The organism is Chitinimonas sp. JJ19, from assembly GCF_036961565.1.
Classification (GTDB): domain Bacteria; phylum Pseudomonadota; class Gammaproteobacteria; order Burkholderiales; family Chitinimonadaceae; genus Chitinimonas.
On the sequence record NZ_JBAMDD010000007.1, the window covers coordinates 149,166 to 174,377 of the forward strand.

Consider the following 25,212-nt stretch of genomic DNA (forward strand, 5'->3'; position numbering starts at 1 on the left):
TACGAGGTGGCCCGGCGCGCAGGCCGGTCAGGCTCGGCCACTTAAGCGCAGCCAGGCTACCCAGGCTTGGTCTTCTATCTCGTACGCACCGCGTGACTCCTTCCAGATGATATCGCGCTCGCGCAGCGCATCGATGGCGTTCTGGACCGTGGCGGTGCTCAGCGGCACGGTGTCGGGCAGCAGGGCCTTGTAAGCGCTCATTGAGGCTTCGCCAAAGGGGGAGAACTGCCCTTCCTTGCTGGCCATGACGCGCACCACGGCCTGCTGCAGCGGTGTCAGCGATTCGAAGTCGCTCTTGACCTCCTGCCATACCCGGTCTTGCACCAGGTAGGCATCTGCCCTTAACCGCATACTGAGATTGGGCGATTCCTGCGCCAGGGCAATGTCGGCCACCAGGCTGCGCAGCAGTTCGGGGCGATTGCCCACCATCTCGAAGGCCTCGAACACGGCGACCGGGTCGAGCTGGTTATCGGCCGCCAGTGCGCGGTTGACGCTGGTGGTGTATTCGTCAGTGAACTCACGCCCCAGCAAGGGGAATGGCGTCACACGGGAGCCATAGAACGGCATCTTGGCGCTCATCACCAGATGGGCCAGCTTGTCGCGGCTGGAACCGGTGAACACCAGCATCAGGTCTGGGGCATCGCCAGAGCGGTTCATGGCATCGCGGGCGGCCTTGAGCGCATACATGGCTTGCAGGCCGCTGGGGGTCGTCAGGGCATGCTGGGCTTCATCCACCACCAGCATGACAGGGCGCTTGGCGATGCCATGCAGCAGCTCCAATGCTTGGTGCAGGGTCACTCCAGCGGGTAGGCCAGGGACGGTCAGATCCAGCGAGAGGGAGCCGGCAATCGTGATCTTAGACAGGCCTATGGCCTTGGCCGCTTTGCTGACCAGACCATGGAACTCGGCGATCTTCTGCTTGATGGCATCGGCAATCAGTTCAGCCGGATCGCTGGCCCTATCCGACCACAGGTCTACGTATACGGTGGCCCAGCCACGCGCCTCGGCGGTGGGGATAAGATCCTCACGCAGAAAGGTGGATTTGCCCACACGGCGCTGTGCCGCCAGGAACAAGCCTGAGCGCGCATCAAGCAGCCCCTCCCCCGATAGGGCTTCACAAAAGCCCACGGCCAGGCTGGGTCGTCTGAAGGTATATCTTGCAGACGCAGCAGAGACAGACACGGTTTACTCCATCCATCAGCGTTTATCTGGAATTATTCTATCAAGATAAATTATCAACACAAGATAAATATCGATAAATACCGATGACTGGTATCGATATCCTGCCCGCCACAGCTCAGCACCCGCAGGCGGGCAGCGCGTACACCGCCGCCCTATTGCACGGGCAGGAAGATATCGGTGATGGCCTCATGCTCTGCCACATCAGGAAAGAAGCGGACGCGCTGGCAATACAGCGGAAAATCCCGCAGCGTCTCACCGCTCTGCGGCAGCCATGCGGCGTAGAGGTGACGCACGCTGGCAGCCAGGGTGTCGTCAGAGCCGATATGCCGCAATACCGCGCAGCGGCCTGCTGGCAAGATGATTTCAAACAAGCCCTCGCCATTGCCCGCGACTGATACCTCGGTGGCGACACCGATATCCATGCGGAAGTCGGCAGGTGGCGTTTCTGCAGGGTCGCTATAGAGCAAGTTGAAAGTGGCGTGACGATGTGGCGGCAACTGCATGCGCTTGCGCCAGGCTATAAAACGCCGCACGGTATTACCGATCAGGGCGGGATGCCCCTGGTGCGCCATGGCAACCAAGCGTGTTGCCGGGAATTCGATCAAACGGATGGCTTCTTGCGATATCGTATGCTGCATATGTCTGGCCTCCAATGCCAGTAAGGGGTGGTAGGCCTCTTGCCATGCCCACCATTGCGGCAAGCGCCGGAAGCCCGACGGGGTCTGGCCCAGGCAACGCTTGAACGCTCGCGAGAATGCCTCGGGGCTATCGTAACCATTGGCTAGGGCGATGTCGGTAATGGGCTGCTCCAGCCGAAAAGCCAGCTGAAACGCCGCCCGCTTCATGCGCCGGAGCTGGATGTAGCGATAGACGCCTATACCCAGCAGGGCCGAGAACTGCCGGTGGAAATGGTATTTAGATAAGGCCGCCACCTCGCTCAGGTGCGCCGCCGTCAATTCATCCGCCAGATGCGTATCAATATGTCGCAGTACCTTGCGCAGCCTTGTGTAGTACGCCGCCGTCCTTGCCGCCATGTCGCTTATCCTGTTTAGAACCACTAACAAAACCCTTCTGGCTTTGTTGTGCGGGCTTGCCGTACCCACGTACTGTCTGCTGCGCGCCTGCGCACGCACGCCTAACCAGAACCGCTACGCCGGGGTTTGTTAGCGGCGCTTAACCACACGCAGCATACCTACCCTGGAGCTGGCTGGCCTTGCAGAAGTTGCTCAAGACCGCCTTCCCGCTGACCAATGCGGCATCAGCAGCTATCGGCTGCATTGCACGGTGCCAACGGGGCTTTGCATCCCCAAACGGGCTGCAAAGAGCCTGTACACGATTTTTTCGCCCCGGCGTTCCGGGCAATGCCCGGAGCCCAAACGGGAACCCTGTCTGGAACCCGAACCGGAACCCGGGCGCGAAGGGCCGGATCGGAAAGCGGTCATGCACTGCGCTGGACTCCCGGCTAATAACCCCTTATTGCCTGCGTCACCCGCCTTGTTTCCGGTCCGGCGCCAGGGTGAAAAAATTGCGAACAGGCTCTAAGATAAGAAGACGATGAAAGATACCCGCACCAGCCCTCCGCCCTTTGTCATACCGGCCATGAGCACCCCCGCCGTGCGGGAGTTCAAGTTCACCCAGCAGGATTTTGATCGGGTGAAGAAATTGATATACGACTATGCCGGCATCGCCCTTAACGACAGCAAGCACGACATGGTTTATGGTCGCCTGGCCAAGCGCTTGCGGGCGCATGGCTTTGGCACCTTTCAGGAGTACCTGGTACTACTGGAGAAAGGCGACGAGGCCGAGTGGGAAGCGTTCATCAATTCGCTGACTACCAACCTCACCTCCTTCTTTCGCGAGACCCATCACTTCCCTGTACTACTGGACCACCTCAAGGCCAACCGTGGTGTTGGCACCCAGCATATCTGGTGCTCTGCCGCCTCTACCGGCGAAGAACCCTGGTCACTGGCCATCACTGCAGCCGAAGCCTTTGATAGCCTCAGGCCACCAGTCAAGATCATTGCCACCGATCTGGACACCAGCGTGCTCAAGATTGCCCAGGCGGGCGTGTATAGCGCAGACAAGGTAGACAAACTGACACCACAGCAACTGGGTCGGTTCTTCAACAAGCGGGCCGACGGCCATTACGAAATCAAGGCCGAGCTGCGCGAGATGATGACTTTTCGCCGGCAGAACCTGATTGACCCGCTCTGGTCAGTGCGCGGCCCATTCGATGCCATGTTCTGCCGTAACGTGATGATCTATTTCGACCGTGCCACCCAGCTCAAGATACTGGAACGATTCGCCCCCCTGCTCAGGCCCAATGGCCTGCTGTTTGTAGGCCATTCGGAAAACCTCTATCACGCTGCCCATCTGTTCAAGCTGCGCGGCAAGACGGTGTACGAGCTGGAGAAAACCCGCTAGCCGCCAGACAAAAAAAGCGCCCTGCAAAACAGGGCGCTCTTCTTGGTAAGCACGACCAGCGTGCTTACTTGGTCTGGGCAATCTCTACCTTCTGCTTCTTACGCAGTTCGGCGATATAAGCCTCTACCGTCTGGCGACCGGTCACCTGCTCCAGCGAACCCACCAGGTTCTGGCGCATGGCCGGGTCCATAGGCGCGGCGGTGGCTGCGCTCACCTTGAAGACGATATAGCTGTCCTTGTTCTCCACACCCGCATAGCCAGGCAGCTTGGCGGCAAAGATGGCATTGATGGCGGGCTTGTCCAGGCCTTCGCTACGCAGGCGGCTGATGGGGCGCGAAGGCGTCCATTCCAGTGCAACCGGCGTGCCTGCCTGCAACGCTGCCAGGGTCTTCTTGCCTTCTGCCTGTGCCAGCTTGACAGCCTTCTCGCGCTTGAGCAGATCGCTGATCTTGCCAGCCACTTCAGCCAGCGGGGGGATACGCGCCTTTTCATGGGCGGCCACACGAGCCACCAGCAGCGTACCCTTGCTCACTTCAATCGCGTCGGAATTGTGCTTCTTGTTCAGCACATCATCGCCAAACACGGCTTCACGAACCTTGTCATTCAGCATCGGGTCGGCACTGGCCTCTCGGCTCACCCAGTCGCTCTGCACCAGGGGCAGCTTATAGGCATCCACCAGGGGCTGCAGGCTGTTGGCCTGCTGGTACGCCATGTCTGTGAACTTCTCGGTTTCTGCATCAAAACGCTTCTGGGCCAGCTCGGCGCGCAGCGACTGCTCGATACCGGGCTTGAGCTCTTCGAAGCTCTTGCTGCGCACATCCTGCAGTTGCAGTATGTGATAGCCGTATTCAGTCTCGACCACGCCGCTCAGTTCGCCCTTGGCCAGCTTGAATGCGGCATCATCAAAAGCCTTTACCATCACGCCCTTGCGGTTGTAGCCCAGATCACCACCCTGCACGGCCGAACCCGGGTCTTCCGAATTCTGCTTGGCCAGGTCGGGAAAGCGTGCCGGATTCTGCTTCAGCTCAGCCAGGAGCTTCTCGGCCTTTTGCTTGGCAGCCGCCTTGGCGTCCTTGCTGGCTGCAGCATCGGCCTTGATCAAGATATGGCGAACCTGGCGCTCTTCCTGAGCAAGTTCAGCCTTGTTCTTCTCGAAGTGCTCCTGCAACTGTTGCGGTGTCACCACCGTGGTCGGCAGCAAGGCATCGCGCGAGAACACTACATAAGACAGCTTTACCCGCTCCGGCAGGCGGTAATCCGCTTGATGGCTGTCGTAGTATTGCTTGACCTCAGCGTCGCTCACCACAGCCTGAGGCATGAACTTGTCTGCGCCAAACACCAGTGCCGTCACTTCGCGTGGCTGGGTCACCGCAGTAACCAGGCGTTCTGCAGCCAGGCGCGAGCCAAAGCCGCTGGAGCCCAGGCTGTCCACCAGCGTCTGCATCCGCATGTCTTCGCCCAACAGCTGCTCGAACTGGGCCACGGTCATATTGCGGCTGGCGAGCATGCTCTTGTAGCGCTCAATGCTGAACTTGCCGTCTTCACCCTTGAAGGCGTCGATCTTGCCGATCTGCTCGCGCAGTTGCGCATCCGCAGCCAACACGTTCAGTTCCTTGGCCTGGTTCATCATCAACTGGCGCTGTACCAATTGTTCGACCATCTTGGGCTTTTCAGCCTCGGGCACTTGCTGCCCGCCTGCCAATGTCTGCAGATCGCGCTCCGTGACCTCCACCCCATCAACCTTGGCCAGGGTGCCGGCACCGCCATCCCCCATCAAGGTGGCAGAGCCGCCGGTCATCATCAAGCCAAGAATCACCAGGCCAAAGGCCACACCCACGAACCCACGGTGCTTTTGTACGAACTCGAACATCGGTAGACATCTCCACACCCGGCTAGGGCGATGGTTCAATGACAGGCAATAAAAAAGGGCGAACTTGCGTTCACCCTTTTTTGATTTGGCGGAGCGGACGGGACTCGAACCCGCGACCCCCGGCGTGACAGGCCGGTATTCTAACCAACTGAACTACCGCTCCAAGTTCCACTTGGCCAAGTCAGTCAGTAAAAAGCGCTGCTTGAATCAACCAAAGGCAAAAAACTGGTGGGTGGTGACGGGGTCGAACCGCCGACATTCTGCGTGTAAGGCAGACGCTCTACCAACTGAGCTAACCACCCCTGAACCTACCAACAAACTACTCAGCAGGCCTCGTCCAAGAGAACTTCAGGGTTTGGACTAAGTAAGCCAGCTATTGTACGGAATCTTTTAGCGATTTACCAGCACGAAATTTAGGTTGTTTCGCTGCCTTGATTTTTATGGTCGCGCCGGTGCGCGGATTACGGCCACTGCGGGCACTGCGCTCCCCCACATAGAAGGTGCCAAAACCCACCAGTGTCACCATATCGCCGCCCTTGAGCGCAGCCGTCACCGAGGCAATGGTTGCATCCAGCGCTTTCCCTGCTGCGGCTTTGGATATCCCCGCTTCGGCCGCAATAGCGTCAATCAGTTCCGACTTATTCACTATATGTCCCCTTTCAGTTGGTAGGATGGAGCAACAGCAATACAGGTCAAACACAGCGATAGGCGCTGAACAAGCATCAAGCTCAATGCATGGGTACTGCGCTTGGCAGAGCAGATCATTCGCGCAAAGGGCAGCGACAGCTCACGCAGCCTTACCCAACTCCCTGCCGTCGCCGCGCAAGGCATGCTTCGGAGCACTGGAAGTGCGGGGTGCGCCCCATCATGCAAGTGGCACTTCCTCACCATCGCGCAGGCATGGTCACCCGCAGGGATTCCCTAGACTTTATAGCAAGCGGATTTTTCGTGTGTCAAGCGCAAAGCCGCGTCATTGCTGGATTTGCGGGCATCCAGGCATTATCGCCACCCAGCCAGCATCCACTGATGCAGGCAACCCCGCCGATTCCGTGCCCACATAACAAAAAGGCTGCCTATACAGGCAGCCTCTTGTCTCAATCCTAATGCTTGGTCGGCGTGTTGCTGGGCACCGCCACGGGCGCCGCAGCAGCGGCCTCTGCTGGCGCTTCCGGCTCAATCACGCGCGGCGTGGGCTGCCTTTCCAGCGCCAAGGCCAGTACCTGGTCTATCCACTTCACCGGATGGATCTCCAGCTTCTGCTTGATATTATCCGGAATCTCCACCAGGTCCTTGGTGTTGCCATCCGGTATCAGCACATGCTTGATGCCGCCACGGTGGGCTGCCAGCAGCTTCTCCTTCAGGCCACCAATGGGCAGCACTTCGCCGCGCAGGGTGATCTCGCCAGTCATGGCCACATCAGCGCGTACCGGTATGCCAGTCAGGATGGAAACCATGGCGGTGGTAATGGCAATACCCGCCGACGGGCCGTCCTTGGGTGTCGCGCCCTCTGGCAAGTGGATATGGATATCGTGCTTCTGGTAGAAGTCCGGATCCACCCCCAGGCTTTCGGCCCGGCTACGCACCACCGACAGCGCCGCCTGTATGGATTCCTGCATGACTTCACCCAGGGTACCGGTGGTGATCATCTTGCCCTTGCCCGCCAACGACACCGCTTCGATGGTCAGCAACTCGCCGCCCACCTCAGTCCATGCCAGGCCGGTAACCTGGCCCACCTGGTTGCTTTCCTCGGCCAGGCCGTAGGTGAACTTGCGCACACCCAGATACTTGTCCAGATTCTTGGCGTTGACCGTCACCTTCTTGTCCGATGGCTTGAGCAGCAAAGCCTTGACCACCTTGCGGCAAATGCGGGCCACTTCGCGATCCAGGCTACGTACGCCAGCTTCGCGGGTATAGAAGCGAACGATATCGCGCAGCGCCGATTCCTGAATGATCAGCTCGTTTTCCTTGAGCCCGTTGGCAGCCATCTGCTTGGGCACCAGGTACTTCTCGGCGATATTGACCTTCTCATCCTCGGTGTAGCCCGCCAGGCGGATGATTTCCATCCGGTCCAGCAGGGGTGCCGGGATATTCAGCGAGTTGGCCGTCGCCACGAACATCACATCCGAGAGATCGTAATCCACTTCCAGGTAGTGATCACTGAAGGCGTGGTTCTGTGCCGGGTCCAGCACTTCGAGCAGCGCCGAGGACGGGTCACCGCGGAAATCCGCCCCCATCTTGTCCACTTCGTCGAGCAGGAACAGTGGGTTCTTCACCCCGGCCTTGCTCATGCTCTGCAATATCTTGCCGGGCATGGAGCCAATATAGGTACGGCGATGGCCGCGAATCTCGGCCTCGTCACGCACACCACCCAGCGCCATGCGCACGAACTTGCGGTTGGTGGCGCGGGCGATGCTCTCACCCAGCGAGGTCTTGCCTACGCCGGGTGGGCCAACTAGGCACAGGATGGGGGCCTTGAGCTTCTCGACCCGCTGCTGCACGGCAAGATACTCGACGATGCGTTCCTTGACCTTGTCGAGGCCATAATGATCGCTATCCAATATCTTGTCTGCCTCGGCCAGATCCTTGCTGATCTTGGTCTTTTTCTTCCACGGCAGGCCGATCAGGGTATCGATGTAGTTGCGCACCACGGTGGCCTCGGCCGACATGGGCGACATCATCTTCAGCTTCTTCAGCTCGGCATCGGCCTTGGTCTTGGCATCCTTGGGCAGGCCTGCAGCCTTGATACGCTTCTCCAGCTCATCGAGCTCGGCACCCTCTTCGATCTCGCCCAGTTCCTTCTGGATGGCCTTGACCTGCTCGTTCAGATAGTACTCACGCTGGCTCTTCTCCATCTGCCGTTTCACACGGCCGCGGATGCGTTTTTCCACCTGCAGGATGTCAATTTCGGCTTCCAGCTGCTTGAGCAGGTGCTCCAGCCGCTCGCCGACCTTGAACATCTCCAGAATGTCCTGTTTCTGTTCCAGCTTCAGCGGCAGATGGGCAGCAATGGTGTCAGCCAAGCGTCCGGCGCGCTCGATGCCAGACAACGAGGTCAGCACCTCGGGGGGAATCTTCTTGTTCAGTTTGACGAACTGGTCAAACTGGCCCAACAGCGCGCGACGCATGGCTTCCGTCTCGGTGTCCTCGACCGCATCCATGGGGACGGGCTGGGCGGTCACGGTAAAGTGGCCGTCGTCCTCGGTGATGGTCTCCACCAGCGCACGCTGGCTACCCTCTACCAGCACCTTGACGGTGCCGTCAGGCAGCTTGAGCATCTGCAGTATGGTGGCAACGGTGCCGACATCGTACATATCGGTCGCTACCGGTTCGTCCTTGGACGCGTTCTTCTGAGCCAGCAGCAGTATCTGCTTGCCTGCCTCCATGGCGGCTTCCAGCGCACGTATGGATTTGGGCCGGCCGACGAACAACGGTATGACCATGAAAGGGAACACTACCACGTCGCGCAAGGGCAACAGTGGCATGTCTATGGAGTGGGCTGGCAGTTCAGTGTGCTGGGACATGGGGTATCCAGTGCGAGAGTCTATGTCTGGAAGATGGGGCGCAGAACGCAGATTTCAACGTGGTGCAAGTCCATCTTGACTGATAAAAGCCCGGCTCGGCAACCACCCGCCACAAAAAGAAACCGCCCCGAAGGGCGGTTTCTTTTGCTTTGAACGACTTAGCGCCTGCACACCATGCTGCAACATCTGCATGATAGGGCTGAAGCTGCGGCAGGAAATCCTCATGACAGGGTGTCGTGTGGCACTTCTTACCGCGCTGCATTCAACCAGCGACCACCGCTGTACATCGCGCGGCAGCTTGCACTCAGGCAGCCTGCGCCTGTGACTTATCCTTGTCGCCATGCACCAGCAAGGGCTGCCCGGCGTGATCAATCACGTTCTCGTCTATCACGACCTTCTGCACATCGTGTTGCGACGGCAGTTCATACATGGTGTCGAGCAGCGCACCTTCCAGGATGGAACGCAGGCCCCGCGCACCGGTCTTGCGCGCCAGCGCCTTGCGGGCAATGGCATTCAGCGCTTCCGGGCGCACTTCCAGCTCGGCACCTTCCAGCTCGAACAGCTTCTGGTACTGCTTGATCAGCGAGTTCTTGGGCTCGGTCAGAATGGTGATCAAGGCAGCCTCATCCAGCTCGTCCAGGGTCGCCACCACAGGCAGACGACCCACAAACTCGGGAATCAGGCCAAACTTGATCAAGTCTTCCGGCTCAGTCTCACGCAGGGTCTTGCCTACATCCTTGCTGGCGTCCTTGGAGTGCACCGAGGCGGCAAAACCGATACCGCCCTTCTGCGAACGCTGGCGTATCACATTGGTCAGGCCATCAAAAGCGCCACCGCAGATGAACAGGATGTTGGTGGTATCAACCTGCAGGAACTCCTGATTGGGGTGCTTGCGACCACCCGACGGTGGTATCGACGCCACCGTCCCTTCGATCAGCTTCAGCAAGGCCTGCTGCACGCCCTCACCCGAGACATCGCGGGTAATGGACGGGTTGTCGGACTTGCGCGAAATCTTGTCGATTTCATCGATATAGATAATGCCGCGCTGGGCCTTCTCGATATCCCAATCACACTTCTGCAGCAGCTTGGCGATGATGTTTTCCACATCCTCGCCCACATAGCCAGCCTCGGTCAGCGTGGTCGCATCTGCCATCACAAAGGGGACATCCAGCAGGCGCGCCAGGGTCTGTGCCAGCAAGGTCTTGCCCGAGCCGGTAGGCCCGATCAGCAGGATATTGGACTTGGCCAGCTCGACGTCGCCGGTCTTGGCAGCCGGATTAGCCAGGCGCTTGTAGTGGTTGTACACCGCTACTGCCAGCGATTTCTTGGCCTTGTCCTGCCCGATCACATACTGGTCCAGCGAGGCACGGATTTCGGCCGGTGCTGGCAGCTTGCCGGCCACACCAGTCTTGGCCGCACCGGCCACGGCCGTGCCGCTCTGCAGTTCTTCGCGGATGATGTCGTTGCACAACTCGATACATTCGTCACAGATGAAAACCTGTGGACCAGCGATCAGTTTGCGCACTTCGTGCTGGCTCTTGCCGCAGAAGGAGCAGTAAAGGAGTTTTTCTTTTTCGGTCATGGCAACCTCGCCATCGCAAGTGGCCGCCAGGCGGCCACGTTCTATCTATAAGGCAGCCGGGAGCGGGCTCCCGACTGTCGGGTTCAGGCCAGCGCCTGGCGCGAGGAGATCACCTGGTCGACCAGGCCATAGGCCTGGGCTTCCGTCGCGGTCATGAAGTTGTCACGGTCGCTGTCACGGGTAATTTCTTCAATGCTGCGGCCAGTGTGCTGGGCCATCAGGGCATTCAGTTTCTCACGCAGGCTCAGGATGTACTTAGCATGGATCTCGATGTCGGTCGCCTGGCCCTGGAAGCCACCCAAGGGCTGGTGAATCATCACTGTGGAGTTGGGCAGGGCAAAACGCTTACCCTTGGCACCTGCCTGCAACAGGAAGGCGCCCATGCTGGCAGCCATACCCACGCACAGGGTGGAGACATCGGGCTTGATGAACTGCATGGTGTCGTAGATGGACATGCCAGCAGAGATCGAACCGCCGGGGCTGTTGATGTAGAGGAAGATATCCTTGTCCGGATTCTCCGACTCCAGGAACAGCATCTGCGCCACAACCAGGTTGGCGGTCGCATCGTTGACCGGCCCCACCAGGAAGATCACGCGTTCCTTCAAGAGGCGCGAATAGATATCGTAGGCACGCTCGCCACGGCCGCTTTGCTCGATGACCATGGGAACATAGCCCAAGCCCTGCGGTTCGGTGTGGGTGTTGCGCCAATCGGCGGGATTGAAGTTGCTCATGCTGTCCTTCTTGTCGGCAAGTCGTATAGGGGGCCGGATAAGCCGGATAAAAAAGGGCCCGGCCGGCACTTACCTATAAAGGTAAGGCGGACGAGCCCGATTTCAAGCGTAGAACGCAAACTTAGGCTTGTTGACCCATCAGTTCGTCAAACGCCAGTTGCTTCTCAACCGTCTTGGCCTTGGAGTAGACGAACTCAACCACGTTGTCTTCCAGCGCCAGCGCCTCCGGGCCTTCGAGGCGATCACTGCTGGCATAGTACCACTTGACCACTTCTTCCGGATGCTCGTAGCTCTCGGCGAATTCAGCCACGATGGTCTGAATCTGCTCAGGCTTGGCTTGCAGATTGTTGGCGCGCACCACTTCAGCCAGGATCAGGCCCAGGCTGACACGACGCTTGGCCTGCTCTTCGAACAGCTCAGGCGGGAAAGGCATTTCCTTGGGATCGAAGCCACGTTGCTGCATCTCCTGACGGGCGTTCTCGATCAGGCGGCCGATTTCCTGGCCAACCAGTGCACGTGGCAGCTCCAGCGGGCTGACGTCCAGCAGGGCCTGCATCACAGCTTCCTTGCCGCGAGCGGTCAGACGACGCTTCACTTCGCGCTCGACGTTCTTGCGGATTTCAGCACGCAGGGCATCGATGCTGCCATCTTCCACACCCAGGGTCTTGGCAAAAGCGGCGTCCAGCTCGGGCATGGTCGGGCCAGCCACGTTCTTGACGGTCACTTCGAACTGGGCGGTCTTGCCGGCCACGTCCTTGCCTTGATAATCAGCCGGGAAGGCCAGGTCGAAGGTCTTGGTGTCGCCTTCCTTCATGCCGACCACGGCGCTGTCGAACTCAGGCAGCATCTGGCCTTCGCCGGCCAGGAAGGCGTAGTTCTCACTGGAACCGCCAGCAAATGCCACGCCGTCGATGGTGCCCTTGAAGTCGACGATCACGCGATCGCCCTTCTCGGCAGCGCGCTCGACGCGGTCAAAACGGGTGCGCTGCTTGCGCAGGATTTCAATGGTCTTGTCGACTTCGGCGTCGGTCACGCTCAGTACCGGACGCTCCACTTCCACGGCGGTCAGGTCGCCCACAACCACTTCGGGGTAGATTTCGAAGGTAGCGCTGAACTTGAATGCATCGCCTTCAGCAGGCTTGCCTTCAAAACGGGGGAAACCCGCGACGCGCAGCTTCTGGTCTTGCACAGCGCTGGCGAAAGCGGTTTGTACCTGTTCGCCCAAGACTTCTTCGCGAACTTGCAGGCCGTAGTTGGCGGCCACGATCTTCATCGGGGCCTTGCCAGGACGGAAGCCTTGAATACGAGCGGTGCGAGCCACGCGCTTCAGGCGGGCATCCACGGCGGTTTCGATGTCGGCGGACGGGATGGCGAAGTCGAGACGACGCTCCAGTTGGCCCAGCGTTTCCAGTTGTGCTTGCATGTCAGTAATCCTGTATTGCGTGTAGACAGTTCTGTTTCAATCAATACCGACCAAGCGTCGGCGTCAGCGTATCCTGGTGCGAGAGGGGGGACTCGAACCCCCACACCTTACGGCGCTGGAACCTAAATCCAGTGCGTCTACCAATTCCGCCACTCTCGCTTCCCGGCGCTGCGTCTTTAGGTCGGACCATGCACTGGACACGACACGCGGCGCGTAACGAATCGAGGATTATAGGCGAGAGATTGGGTAAATAACAAACCCGGTCATCAAGCGGTCGTCCGGACGCCCTCCTCAACCCCCTCCATCACCGCCTTCGACGGCCCTGCAGCGCGCCCTGCAAGCTGTCTGTACGCCGCCACGGTGCATACGGGCGGCGCCAACAATTCGAAACGCTGTGTCATACTCGCGCACACTTTATACAACACTCCCTACGGCCCGCCGTCGTGACCACGCTACGACTCTTCCTCACCGAAGCCGCTTTACCCGCCTCGCCCGCCACCGAAGTGGAATGGCGCACCCTCAACGGCCCGCAATCCGGCCACGGCCGTTCGGCGCTCAGTGCCCTGCCGGCGGCCAGCCGGGTGGAGTTGTTCCTGCCTCCCGCCCGCGTGCTGCGTACCACGGTCAGCCTGCCCAAGGGCGCAGGCAAACAGGCGGGCAAATTGCTGCCGTTTGCCTTGGATCAAGTACTGCTGGCCGAACCCACCGAGCAACACCTGGCTCACCAGCTGGTAGGCGAGCAATGCCGTGTAGCCGCAGTCCAGCGGGAACTACTGGCCGAGCTGATGAACACCCTGACCCAGGTCGGTCGCCGCCCTCGCGCCGCCTGGGCTGCCGACGCCCTGGTGCCTGCCGATGGCAGCGTATTGCTCTGGTGCGGCAATGGCTGGGCCCGCCGTACCGGCGAGACATCGCAGTGGTTTGACGCCGTCAGCCCGGCAGACCCGCCTTCGCTCCTGGTCGCCCTGCTGGGCGATGCCCCTCAGCTTGAGCTGGCCGCCCCCAAGACCGCACAGGCCGAGATTGCGGTAGATCGCTGGACCGCCGCGCTCGGTCGCCCTGTTCAACTGGCCCATGGGGATGTTTACAGCAATGCCGTAGCGGGTGATGCGGTAGAGCTGCTGCAAGGCGAATTCGCCGCTGGCACCCAGTTCGACGTGGATTGGAGCCGCCTCAGGCCCACCGCCTGGCTGGCAGGCAGCGCCGTGCTGCTGGCACTCCTGGTGACCACCGGCCAGTGGCTGTCCTGGCGTAGCGAAGAACAACGCCTGCGACAGGGCATAGATACGGCCTATACCAAGGCCTACCCCAAAGAGCCGCTGGTGGATGCCCGCCTGCAGCTGCAAGCCAAGCTGGCCAGCAACGCCACCCCAGCACTCGCCCCGCAAGCAGGCAGTCTGGCACCGCTGCTCAAGGTAGCGCCCCAGCTACAGGCCTCCGGCGTACCGCTGGTCACGCTGGATTACCTGGAAGGCCGGGTCGAAGCGGAATACCAGGCCGCCCCGGATCAACTTGGCAACCTCGTACAGGCACTCAGCGCCAACGGCAAGGTAGAGGTACGCCCCTCCGGCACTGATCGCACCCGGCTCATACTGACACCCCAATCATGAACAACGCCCTCGCCCAGCTCACCCTATTCTGGAAACAGCGCAATGCCCGCGAAAGAGTCATTCTGGCGGCGGGCGGTAGCGTTCTGCTCCTGGTCCTGATCTATAGCGCCATCGTCTCTCCCCTGCTTAGCGAGCACAGCCGCCTGCAACGCACCTTGCCCACATTGCGCGCCGATGCCGCCCGCTTCGAGCGCGACCTGGCCCAGGCCACAGGCGGCCCAGCCGGCCCCACCGTCGCCGCCGACATCGGTGCACTGGCAGCCACAGCGGGCCTGAGCGGCGACAACGTCAGCATCAGCCGCGCCGACAACCAACGCAGCAGCCTCAGCGCCAAGGCGGTGGCCTGGAGCGCCGTCACCGCCCTGCTGGCCAGCAGCCAGGCCCAGGGCTGGTCGCTCAGCAAGCTGTCGGTGCGCAGTGTCGAAGGTGGCAATGTCGATGCCGATGTGGAGTGGACGCGATGAAACGTCTCTCCTGGCACTGGTGGCTGCTGCTGACCCTGCTGACCACGGCCTTCCTGATTTTGCGGCTGCCCGCCACCGTCATGGGCAGCATCATTGCGGCTCAGACCAAGGACAAGCTGCAACTGGCTGGCGCCCAAGGCAGCCTCTGGCATGGTTCGGCCCAGCCCCTGCTGCAGGGCGCAGCCCTGGGCGAGCGACTGGACTGGGCCTGGCAACCCAAGGCACTGCTCAAGGGCAGGCTCGCCTACCAGATCACACTGGACGGCGGCCAAGGCATTGTCTCCATGGGCTGGGGCGGTCTGGCCGTGCAGGAAGCCAATCTGGCCGTGGCCGCCGCACCGGTGTTCCAGCTCGACAAGGGCGTAAAGCCCTATGGCCTGAGCGGCCAACTACGCCTGGCCAGCCCCGAGCTGCGCTACCAGGCGGGCAAGCCCACCGGCACCCTGACGCTGGACTGGCTGGGTGCCAACTCCAGCCTAGCCCCCATGGTCTCTCCCCTGGGCGACTATCGTCTGACCCTGAGCCCAGCCGGCGAGGGCCTGCGTATCCAGCTGTCCACCCTGGGTGGCCGCCTGCAACTGAACGGTGGTGGTCACTGGGAGGCCAGCCAAGGCCTGGCGGCCGAAGTTGGCCTGCAAGCCAGCCCGGGCTCCGAGGCCGTACTCAGCCCCTTCCTCAATCAGGTAGGCCAGGGCAATCCCGGCGGCGAGCGCATGCTGCGCTTCAACTACCGCTAGCACCACCCGTTTGCGCGCCCCAGCCGGGGCGCGCAACACCCTGGCCAGCCCGGCGGCACCCTCGGCTGCCATAGCCGATTCGCCACCCCTCTCGCCACCGGGTAAAATGCGCGCTTTTCTCGCACACTCGGCCCATCATGACCGTCCGCACCCGCTTCGCCCCCTCGCCCACCGGCCTCCTGCACATCGGTGGCGTCCGCACCGCCCTGTTCTCCTGGGCCTACGCCCGCAAGCAACAAGGCGTGTTCGTACTGCGCATAGAGGATACCGACCTGGAACGGTCCACCCCCGAATCCGTCAAGGCCATCATGGACGGCATGCACTGGGTGGGTCTGGACTATGACGAAGGCCCGTTCTACCAGATGCAGCGCATGGATCGCTACAAGGTGGTGATACAGGACATGCTGGCCGCTGGCACTGCCTACTATTGCTATTCCTCCAAGGAAGAGCTGGATCAGATGCGCGCCGAGGCCGAAGCACGCGGCGAGAAGCCCCGCTACGATCGCACCTGGCGCCCAGAACGCGGCAAGACCCTGCCGCCCGTACCGGAAGGCGTGCAACCGGTGGTGCGTTTTCGCAATCCCGTAGATGGCGTGGTGGCCTGGGACGATGCCGTCAAGGGCCGCATCGAGATCGGCAACGTGGAGCTGGATGACCTGATCATCGCCCGGCCTGACGGCACCCCCACTTATAACTTCTGCGTGGTAGTCGATGATTGGGACATGGGCATCACCCACGTCATCCGCGGCGACGACCATGTCAACAATACCCCGCGCCAGATCAACATCCTGGCGGCGCTCGGCGCCCCGCTGCCGGTGTATGGCCATCTGCCCATGATACTGAATGCCAACGGGCAGAAGATGAGCAAGCGACGCGACGCTGTCAGCGTGGTCGATTACAGCGAGCAGGGCATCCTGCCCGAAGCCCTGCTTAACTACCTGGCCAGACTGGGCTGGGGCCATGGTGACGAAGAGTTCTTCACCATGACCCAGTTCGTCGAGTGGTTCGACCTGAAGAACGTCAGCCCCAGCCCTTCGCGTTTCGACCGCGACAAGATGCTGTGGATCAACCAGCAACACATGAAGGCCGCCGACAACCAGCGACTGGCGGAGCTGACCGCCCCCTTCCTGACCAAGCTGGGCTACGACAGCACCCAGGGACCCGCACTGGCCGAGGTGATAGGCCTGCTGAAGGAGCGCGTCACCAACCTGGTGGATCTGGCAGCACAAGCCACCTATTTCTATCGCCACGATGCCGCGCCAGCCGAACTGGCCGCACAGCATCTGAATGAGGAAGCCCGCGCCCGACTGGTACGCTTTCAGGGCGTGCTGGCCGATACCACCTGGGATGCCCCCACCCTCTCGGCCGCCATCAAGACCTTTGTGGCCGCCGAAGGGGTAAAGATGCCCCTGGTAGGCATGCCGCTACGTGCCGCCCTGTGCGGCACCACCCAGACCCCATCGGTGGATCTGGTACTGGCCCTGCTGGGCAAGGATGAGGTGCTCAAGCGCCTGAGCCACACACTCCAGACAGCCGCCTGAGCCTGCATTACCCTGGCAGCATCAGCAAAAACGGACGAGCAATCGTCCGTTTTTGCTTTTAAATCCGCATCTTCTTCTGCCCAACGGCTCCAAGCCGCGCCACTTTTCCGGTAAAATTCGCCGCCTCATCCCCGATCAAACGGACCGGTTCGCTCCTTATGCCCACCCTCCTCAAGCTTCGCGGCGGTATCGCCCTCTCCGCTTTCCGTCTCGAAAAACTGATCAATGGCCTGAAGGACGCCGGCATCACCGGTCTGGCGCCCTATGCCGAGTTCTGGCATTTCGCCGAGCTGAGCGCAGACCTGGACGCCGACGAGGCGCATAAACTGGACCGCATCCTGTCTGATGACAATGCCGCCGACGCCAGTCGCGCCAAGGGCAGCATGGTCCTGATCACACCGCGGCTGGGCACCATATCGCCGTGGTCGTCCAAGGCCACCGACATCATCGGCCTCTGCGGCCTGGACAAAGTCATACGCATAGAACGTGGCATGGCCCTGTACGCCGGTCGCGACCTTAGCCCCGCCGAGCTGGCCAAGCTCACCGAACTGGCGCATGACCGCATGACCGAAACCGTCTGGCCGGACTTCGACGGCATAGCCGGCCTGTTCCGCCATGTCGAGCCGCAGCCGCTGGCCAGCGTGGACATCCTCGGTGGTGGCCGGCCGGCGCTGGAAGCCGCCAACCGCGACATGGGCCTGGCGCTGTCGGCCGATGAGATCGACTACCTGGTAGAAAACTTCCAGAAACTGGGCCGCAATCCCAACGACATCGAACTGATGATGTTCGCCCAGGCAAACTCGGAGCACTGCCGCCACAAGATATTCAATGCCGACTTCGTCATCGATGGCGAGGCCCAGGCCAAATCCCTGTTCGGCATGATACGCGACACCCACAAAGCCCACCCGGAGGGCACCGTGGTCGCTTACTCCGACAACTCCTCGGTGATCGAAGGCGCTGGCATCCTGCGTTTCTACCCCCAGCCGGGCAGCCAGGAATACCGCTACAACGCCCGCCCCACCCATATCCTGATGAAGGTGGAAACGCACAACCACCCCACCGCCATCTCCCCCTTCGCAGGCGCCTCCACCGGTGCCGGCGGCGAGATACGCGACGAAGGTGCCACCGGCCGTGGCTCGCGCCCCAAGGCAGGGTTGACCGGCTTCACTGTGTCCAACCTCAATATCCCCGGCTTCAAGCAACCCTGGGAAGTACACTCCAACACCCAGCTCGAATACGGCAAGCCCGCCCGCATCGTCTCTGCCCTGCAGATCATGCTGGACGGCCCCATAGGCGGTGCGGCCTTCAATAATGAATTCGGCCGCCCCAACCTCACCGGTTACTTCCGTACCTATGAAGAAAGCCACCTGGGCGAGATGCGCGGCTACCACAAGCCCATCATGATCGCTGGCGGCCTGGGCAATATCGACGGCGACCATGTCGGCAAGCACGATATCCCGGCCGGTGCCCTCATCATCGTACTGGGCGGCCCTGGCATGCTCATCGGCCTGGGTGGTGGCGCCGCCTCCTCCATGGATACTGGTGCCAACGCAGCCGACCTCGACTTCGACTCGGTCCAGCGTGGCAACCCCGAAATCGAGCGCCGCGCCCAGGAAGTCATTGATCGCTGCTGGCAACTCGGCGACAAGAACCCCATCCTCAGCATTCACGATGTGGGCGCAGGTGGCCTGTCCAATGCCCTGCCCGAGCTGGTACATGGCTCGGATCGCGGCGCCCAGTTCAAGCTGCGCGATATCCATATCGAAGAAAAGGGCATGTCCCCGCTGCAGATCTGGTGCAACGAATCGCAGGAGCGTTACGTCCTGGCCATTGCAGCAGCCGACCTGCCCGCCTTCAAGGCCATGGCCGACCGCGAGCGCTGCCCCTTCGCCGTGGTGGGAACCGCCACTCTGGAAAAGCAGCTGGAGCTGGCCGACAGCCACTTCGGCAACAAGCCGGTCGACATGCCGATGGACGTGCTGCTGGGCAAGCCGCCCAAGATGACGCGCGATGTACAGCGGCTCAACCCCGACCTGCCCATGTTCGATTCCAGCGGCCTGGATCTGCACGATGCCACCTACCGCGTGTTGCGCCTGCCTGCCGTCGCCGACAAGAGCTTCCTGATCACCATAGGCGACCGCTCTGTTGGCGGCATGACCGCCCGTGACCAGATGGTCGGCCCCTGGCAAGTGCCGGTGGCCGATGTGGCCGTGACCACCATGGGTTACGAGACCTGCCTGGGCGAAGCCATGTCCATGGGCGAGCGTACCCCGCTGGCGCTGATCTCTGCCCCTGCATCAGGCCGCATGGCGCTGGGTGAAGCCATCACCAATCTGGCTGCCGCACCCGTGGCCAAGCTGGGCGACGTCAAACTGTCGGCCAACTGGATGGCCGCCGCCGGCCACCCCGGCGAGGATGCCCGCCTGTATGACACCGTCGAAGCCGTACGCGATCTCAGCATCGCCCTGGGTGTCAGCATACCGGTGGGCAAGGACAGCCTGTCCATGAAGACCGTATGGCAGGACAAGGGCGAGAACAAGGCCGTGGTTGCGCCCCTGTCGCTGATTGTCTCCGCCTTTGCCCCGGTCAGCGACGTACGCCGCACGCTGACCCCGCAGCTGAAGACTGATCAGGGCGATACCGACCTGATCCTGATCGACCTCGGCAACGGCAAGTGCCGCCTGTCCGGCTCGGCCCTGGCCCAGGTCTACAAACAGGTAGGCAACCACGCACCAGACTTGGAAGACCCACAAGCACTGGCCGCCTTCTTTGGCGTAGTCCAGCAACTCAATGCCCAGGGCAAGCTGCTGGCCTACCATGACCGTGGCGATGGCGGCCTGCTGGCCACCGTGGCCGAGATGATGTTTGCCGGCCATGTCGGTGTGACGCTGGATGTGGACGAGTTGTGCATAGAGCGCCGCCGCAATGAGCGCGAGTACGGCGAGATCAACCCCGAATCGGTCGCTCGCGCCGAAAACGGCCGCCTGATGGGCGTGCTGTTCAACGAGGAACTGGGCGCTGTGCTGCAGGTACGCCGCAGCGACACCCACGCCGTCATGGCGGCCTTCTTTGCCGTGGGCATCCGTAGCCAGTTGCATGTGATCGGCTCGCCCAACGACGACGACAAACTCAAGATCAAGAAGCGCAATCGCCTGGTGTTCAGCGAAAGCCGTACCGATCTGCACAAGGCCTGGTCGCAGACCAGCTGGCAGTTGCAGCGCCTGCGCGACAACCCGGCCTGCGCAGACAGCGAGTATGCCCGCCTGGACGACAAGCATGCCCGTGGCCTCTACGCCGACCTGAATTTCGATCCCAGCGAGGATGTGGCCGCCCCCTATATTGCCAAGGGCATCAAGCCACGTATCGCCATCCTGCGCGAGCAAGGCGTCAACGGCCATCTCGAAATGGCCGCCGCATTCGACCGTGCCGGCTTTACCGCGCTGGACGTGCATATGTCCGACATCCTCAGCGGCCGGCTCTCGCTCCAGGATTTCCAGGGTTTTGCCGCCTGTGGTGGCTTTAGCTATGGCGATGTGCTGGGCGCGGGCGAAGGCTGGGCCAAGTCCATCCTGTTCAACAGCCTGGGCCGCGAGGAGTTCAGCCGCTTCTTTGGCCGTAGCGACACCTTCGCCCTGGGCGTCTGCAATGGCTGCCAGATGATGTCCAACCTGGCTGAGATCATCCCCGGTGCGCAGGATTGGCCCAAGTTCCGCCGCAATGCCTCCGAGCAGTTCGAGGCACGGCTGGTCATGGCAGAAGTCGCCAAGAGCCCCAGCCTGTTCTTTGAGGGCATGCAGGGTGCACGCATGCCGGTCGTGGTCTCGCATGGCGAAGGCCGGGCAGTTTTCGCCGAAGCCGGCCAGCGCAAGCAGGTTATCACCGCGCTGCGCTACGTCGATGATCGTGGCCAGGCTACCGAAACCTATCCGCAAAACCCCAATGGCTCGCCTGACGGCATTGCTGGCGTCACCACCGGCGACGGCCGTTTCAGCATCATGATGCCGCACCCCGAGCGTACCTTCCGCACAGCAACACTCAGCTGGCATCCGGAAAGCTGGGGCGAGGATAGCGGCTGGATGCGCATGTTCCGCAACGCCCGCAAGTGGCTGGGCTGATAGGCGGATGGCGCGCGCATGCTAAGCCGGCAGTGGTGGCAGCACTGGGGGCCCAATATCGGGCTCTGGCTGCTTATCCTGGCCATGCTGTTTCTTGGCATGCGCAGCCTGCTTGAGCAGCAAGAAGTGCCTAACCGCATCAGCAACCTGTCGGGCAGCGTGCTGGAACTGCAGCGCGCCCGCGACGGCCACTATCGACTGGAAGGCCAGATCAACGGCCAGGTCGTCAAACTGATGCTGGATACCGGCGCCACCGGCGTGGCCATGGACATGCGCCTGGCCCAGAAGCTGGGCCTGCAGCCTGGGCGTGCCATTACCATTTCCACCGCCAATGGCGAGGTGGAGGGCTACCTCACCCGCATCGCCGAACTGCGCTTGGGAGACATCATCCTGCGCGACATCCCCGCCAATATGAGCCCCAACTTTGGCGACCCGAACGAGGTACTGCTGGGCATGAGCGCACTCAAGCACCTGGCGGTCACCATGCAGGGTGATCGCATGCAGATCAGCGTACCAGCACAGACGCAGAGCCCGTCCGAATAAGCCACTGTCGCAAAAAAACCGAACCGCTCGCATTACCCCCCAACAGCCCGTCATCACGGGCTGTTTTTTATATATCCTGAGGAACCCGCATCACGCATCCTGCTCTGATCGTTACGCCAACCTAGCCCAGGACACCATGAAATCCATACTCGCCCTGCTCAGCCTGCTGTTTGCCGCCAACGCCGCCGCCAATCCCGCGCAGGATGCGCTGGCCGAACTGAAAAAACACGACAGCTATCAGTGGCATTACCGCGTGCAGGAGTCGGGAGACAGCAATCGTCTGATACGGCATGACCCGGACAATATCGGCAAGGAATGGCAGCTGGAGCTGATAGACGGCAAGCCCGCCACGGCCGAGCAACAGGCCAGCTATCAGGAGCGTCGCAAAAAGAACAGCCGCACCCTACGCTTTCGCGATCTGGTTGACGCCGCCTCGTTGACACCGCTGGATGCAGGTCCCAAGCCACTGCGCTATCGCTTCGATGTCAAACCCAATGACAGCCTCACCGAGGTCGACCCCGAGCAACTGGCAGGCACGTTGACCCTGGCCCCGACCGGTGAAATAGCCAGCATCCTGCTCTACAACCCCGAGCCGTTCCGGGCCAAGCTGGTAGCCAAGATAGAGAAATTCAGCATACAGGTGGATTTCAGCCGCCACGCCAGCGGCGCCCTGCTACCCACCCGCGCCCAGACCATACTGCAAGGCAATATAGGTGGGGTGAAGGAGCTGAAGCAGAACCTGATACAGACCTATAGCGACTACCGGCCGAGCAAACAGCTGGCCAGCCGTTGATAGCTTGTCCTGAATGCAAGTCGTCGATAGGTGGTGATGGATAGGGCAGACCCCAGGCACACCCTGGCGCAAATCGTCAGCGCGGCCTGCTACGGCGGGCTCTCTTTTGACTGAGCACCCCTAACCTCGCCGCCAGGGCAACAGCCCACATTGCACGGTACGTGGATGGCGCCTCAAAGGCGCGAGTACCTGCAAGCAACATCGCGGTTTGGGTGGCTCAGCCAGTCAGCGTGGCATACAGCACCATGCCACCGATCAGCAAGGCAAAAGCCAGCACTACCACCATCAGCCCCAGCACGCCCCGCTGCCATCCCTCCAGGCTGTCCCAAGCCTCGGCAGCCTTGGTAAACGGCAGGCCACTCACCAGCTCGAACAAACCTACCAGCGCAAAAGCGCCGGGGGCACCCATGGCGATCAAGGCAATGGGGCCGGCATGGCTGCTGCCCAAGGATTTGTACTGCAGAACGGCATAAAAGACACCCGCAAAAGCCAAACCACTACCGGCCAACTTCGCTCCACCACGCTGACGTATCGACATGCCGCCCTCCCCTCCGATTGAATTGCCCTGCAATGTCACCAGAATCCAGCCGGGACAACAACAGGGAATGTAAGAGCCAGTAGCCGGGCAACCGGTATAATCGACGCTTGCCCCCATCTGTCAGTGCCGTGTCCGACTCTTCTGCCCTTTCCCTGCTGCAAACCATCTTCGGCTACGACCGTTTCCGTGGCCGCCAGGCCGAGATCGTCGAGCATGTCGCCCAGGGCGGCGATGCGCTGGTACTGATGCCTACCGGCGGCGGCAAGTCACTGTGCTATCAGATTCCCGCGCTGATGCGCCCCGGTTGCGCCGTGGTGGTCTCCCCCCTGATCGCACTGATGCAGGATCAGGTCGAAGGCCTGCACCAGTTGGGGGTGGAAGCCGCCTTTCTGAACTCCACCCTGGACAACAACGCCGCCCGCGAGGTGGAGCAACGCTATCTGCGCGGCGAGCTCAAGCTGCTCTATGTGGCGCCAGAGCGCTTGCTGACTCCCCGTTTCCTGGCCCTGCTGGAGCATACGCCGGCAGCCCTGTTCGCCATTGACGAGGCGCACTGCGTAAGCCAGTGGGGCCACGATTTCCGGCCGGAGTACATCGGCCTCTCGCTGCTGCACGAGCGCTATCCGGCTGTACCGCGCATCGCCCTGACAGCCACGGCCGATGCCGCTACCCGGCGTGAGATCGTACAAAGGTTGGCACTGGAAGATGCCGCCCAGTTCGTTTCCAGTTTCGACCGCCCGAATATCCGCTATCGCATCGTCGAGAAGGACAATGCCCGCAAGCAGCTGCTGGCCTTTATCGAACGCGAGCACGATGGCGATGCCGGCATCGTCTACTGCCTTTCGCGCAAGCGGGTGGAGGAGACGGCCCAGTTCCTCTGCGACAACGGCATCACCGCCCTACCCTACCATGCCGGCATGAACGCCGAGTTGCGCGCCCGCAACCAGACGCGCTTCCTGCGTGAAGAAGGCATCGTCATGGTGGCCACCATTGCCTTTGGCATGGGCATAGACAAGCCCGATGTGCGCTTCGTAGCCCATATCGACCTGCCCAAGAGCCTGGAAGGCTACTACCAGGAAACCGGCCGAGCCGGCCGCGACGGCCTGCCCTCCAGTGCCTGGCTGGCCTATGGCTTGAACGATGTGATGCAGCTGAAGGAAATGATAGAAAGTGGCCAGGCGCCCGAAGCGCAAAAGCAGGTTGAGCGGCAAAAGCTCAATGCCATGCTGGGCCTGGCCGAGACCGTTGCCTGCAGGCGCCAGGTCATACTGGCCTACTTTGGCGAGCAATCTGCCGATTGCGGCAACTGCGACAACTGCCTGAACCCACCCACCACCTGGGATGCCACCGAAGCTGCCCGCAAGGCGCTCAGCTGTGTGTTTCGTACCGGTCAGCGCTTCGGCGCAGGCCATGTGATCGACGTGCTGCTGGGCAAGGCTACCGACAAGGTCAAGCAGCACTTCCATGACCGCGTCACCACCTTTGGCATAGGCACCGACATGCCCGAGGCTGGCTGGCGCTCGGTACTGCGGCAGTTGCTGGCAGCCGGCTACCTGCAGACCGAACCCGAATTCGGCGGCCTGCAACTGACCGACACCGCCCGCCCCTTGCTGCGTGGCGAGCAGGCATTGCGGTTGCGCGGCCTGCCCGACAAGAAGCGAGACAAGACCGAGCGCGACAAGAAACGCAGTGCGGCCAGCCAGGACATAGCCCCGCAGGATGAAGCCCTGTGGCAGAGGTTGCGGCAGAAACGGCGCGAACTGGCCGACGAGCAAAGCGTACCGGCCTACCTGATCTTTACCGACGCCACCCTCAAAGCCATGCTGGATGCCAAGCCCGGCACCCTGGCCGACATGGCCCACATCTCCGGTGTAGGTGCACAAAAGCTGGAGCGTTACGGTCTCGCCTTTCTTGAGGCACTGCATTCCGAATGAACCGGTAGCGCCTGTCGCGTTTATGCTGCGGCCCCCACCTCAGCGAGGCAACCCTGTACGCACGGCCAGCATGCCCAAAGCCAGCTGTGTAGACCGTTTGGGCTGATTTTTCCGGCGAGCAGATCGCGCGCACTGCCAACTGTCATCGGCGGAATATACATTAGCGGTTTCGCTGCAAGCCCGCCCCCGCTATCATCCGCACGC

General features: G+C 61.4%; 18 protein-coding genes and 3 tRNA genes. 9 read left to right on the forward strand and 12 right to left on the reverse strand.

From position 1 onward, the window contains the following. Positions 1 to 27: 27 nt before the first annotated feature. Both V7714_RS10880 and V7714_RS10885 read right to left on the reverse strand, forming a co-directional pair. Positions 28 to 1,182 (reverse strand): hypothetical protein, encoded by a 1,155-nt coding sequence (locus V7714_RS10880; protein ID WP_290330960.1) that lies wholly within the window; start codon positions 1,180 to 1,182, stop codon positions 28 to 30. A 152-nt stretch (positions 1,183 to 1,334) separates the two neighbouring features. Beyond that, positions 1,335 to 2,216: an AraC family transcriptional regulator gene (locus tag V7714_RS10885; RefSeq protein ID WP_335709745.1), complete on the reverse strand. Its 882-nt coding sequence runs from the start codon at positions 2,214 to 2,216 to the stop codon at positions 1,335 to 1,337. Between the two features lie 520 nt (positions 2,217 to 2,736). Between V7714_RS10885 and V7714_RS10890 the strand changes: the two genes are divergently transcribed. Next, the gene (locus V7714_RS10890) at positions 2,737 to 3,606 is read left to right on the forward strand and encodes a CheR family methyltransferase (protein WP_335709746.1); all 870 of its coding nucleotides are present in this window, start codon (positions 2,737 to 2,739) and stop codon (positions 3,604 to 3,606) included. Positions 3,607 to 3,670: 64 nt separating this feature from the next. On the opposite strand, the gene V7714_RS10895 is transcribed toward V7714_RS10890, so the two are convergent. The 9 genes from V7714_RS10895 to V7714_RS10935 all read right to left on the reverse strand — a co-directional run bounded on the left by V7714_RS10895 (position 3,671) and on the right by V7714_RS10935 (position 12,892). Then, entirely contained in the window at positions 3,671 to 5,476 is a 1,806-nt protein-coding gene (locus V7714_RS10895; protein ID WP_335709747.1) for a peptidyl-prolyl cis-trans isomerase, read from the reverse strand. An 86-nt stretch (positions 5,477 to 5,562) separates the two neighbouring features. Continuing rightward, positions 5,563 to 5,639: transfer RNA gene (locus V7714_RS10900), tRNA-Asp, on the reverse strand. A 63-nt stretch (positions 5,640 to 5,702) separates the two neighbouring features. Further along, positions 5,703 to 5,778: transfer RNA gene (locus V7714_RS10905), tRNA-Val, on the reverse strand. 71 nt (positions 5,779 to 5,849) lie between these two features. After that, a complete protein-coding gene (locus tag V7714_RS10910) occupies positions 5,850 to 6,122 on the reverse strand; it encodes an HU family DNA-binding protein (protein WP_284197777.1) in 273 nt (90 codons plus the stop codon). A 454-nt stretch (positions 6,123 to 6,576) separates the two neighbouring features. Beyond that, positions 6,577 to 8,997: an endopeptidase La gene (gene lon, locus V7714_RS10915; RefSeq protein WP_335709748.1), complete on the reverse strand. Its 2,421-nt coding sequence runs from the start codon at positions 8,995 to 8,997 to the stop codon at positions 6,577 to 6,579. 304 nt (positions 8,998 to 9,301) lie between these two features. Next, positions 9,302 to 10,579 carry an ATP-dependent Clp protease ATP-binding subunit ClpX gene (gene clpX, locus V7714_RS10920; protein ID WP_335709749.1) on the reverse strand — a complete coding sequence of 426 codons (1,278 nt, stop codon included), beginning with the start codon at positions 10,577 to 10,579 and terminating at the stop codon, positions 9,302 to 9,304. An 83-nt stretch (positions 10,580 to 10,662) separates the two neighbouring features. Further along, a complete protein-coding gene (gene clpP / locus V7714_RS10925; RefSeq protein ID WP_284197780.1) occupies positions 10,663 to 11,310 on the reverse strand; it encodes an ATP-dependent Clp endopeptidase proteolytic subunit ClpP in 648 nt (215 codons plus the stop codon). A 121-nt stretch (positions 11,311 to 11,431) separates the two neighbouring features. Continuing rightward, positions 11,432 to 12,733: a trigger factor gene (gene tig / locus V7714_RS10930; RefSeq protein WP_335709750.1), complete on the reverse strand. Its 1,302-nt coding sequence runs from the start codon at positions 12,731 to 12,733 to the stop codon at positions 11,432 to 11,434. A gap of 74 nt (positions 12,734 to 12,807) precedes the next feature. Continuing rightward, positions 12,808 to 12,892, reverse strand: a tRNA-Leu gene (locus tag V7714_RS10935). Between the two features lie 284 nt (positions 12,893 to 13,176). On the opposite strand from V7714_RS10935, the gene gspL reads away from it, so the two are divergent. From gspL to V7714_RS10970, 7 genes are all read left to right on the forward strand, one after another. Beyond that, a complete protein-coding gene (gene gspL / locus V7714_RS10940) occupies positions 13,177 to 14,343 on the forward strand; it encodes a type II secretion system protein GspL (protein WP_335709751.1) in 1,167 nt (388 codons plus the stop codon). Next, the gene (gspM, locus tag V7714_RS10945) at positions 14,340 to 14,807 is read left to right on the forward strand and encodes a type II secretion system protein GspM (RefSeq protein WP_335709752.1); all 468 of its coding nucleotides are present in this window, start codon (positions 14,340 to 14,342) and stop codon (positions 14,805 to 14,807) included. The genes gspL and gspM overlap by 4 nt, the downstream gene beginning before the upstream one ends. After that, a complete protein-coding gene (locus V7714_RS10950; protein ID WP_335709753.1) occupies positions 14,804 to 15,544 on the forward strand; it encodes a type II secretion system protein N in 741 nt (246 codons plus the stop codon). The genes gspM and V7714_RS10950 overlap by 4 nt, the downstream gene beginning before the upstream one ends. 137 nt (positions 15,545 to 15,681) lie before the next feature. After that, entirely contained in the window at positions 15,682 to 17,085 is a 1,404-nt protein-coding gene (gltX, locus tag V7714_RS10955) for a glutamate--tRNA ligase (RefSeq protein ID WP_335709754.1), read from the forward strand. Between the two features lie 158 nt (positions 17,086 to 17,243). Continuing rightward, positions 17,244 to 21,200, forward strand: a complete 3,957-nt coding sequence (gene purL, locus V7714_RS10960) for a phosphoribosylformylglycinamidine synthase (protein ID WP_335709755.1) — start codon at positions 17,244 to 17,246, stop codon at positions 21,198 to 21,200. Between the two features lie 18 nt (positions 21,201 to 21,218). Further along, entirely contained in the window at positions 21,219 to 21,743 is a 525-nt protein-coding gene (locus tag V7714_RS10965; protein ID WP_335709756.1) for a retropepsin-like aspartic protease family protein, read from the forward strand. A 136-nt stretch (positions 21,744 to 21,879) separates the two neighbouring features. After that, on the forward strand, positions 21,880 to 22,536 hold the full coding sequence (locus V7714_RS10970) for a hypothetical protein (protein ID WP_335709757.1): 657 nt from the start codon (positions 21,880 to 21,882) through the stop codon (positions 22,534 to 22,536). 217 nt (positions 22,537 to 22,753) lie between these two features. Here V7714_RS10970 and V7714_RS10975 read toward each other — a convergent pair whose 3' ends face one another. Then, on the reverse strand, positions 22,754 to 23,074 hold the full coding sequence (locus V7714_RS10975) for a hypothetical protein (RefSeq protein WP_335709758.1): 321 nt from the start codon (positions 23,072 to 23,074) through the stop codon (positions 22,754 to 22,756). A 128-nt stretch (positions 23,075 to 23,202) separates the two neighbouring features. Here V7714_RS10975 and recQ point away from each other — a divergent pair, with 128 nt between their 5' ends. Next, entirely contained in the window at positions 23,203 to 25,008 is a 1,806-nt protein-coding gene (gene recQ / locus V7714_RS10980; protein ID WP_335709759.1) for a DNA helicase RecQ, read from the forward strand. The last annotated feature ends 204 nt before the right edge of the window (positions 25,009 to 25,212 follow it).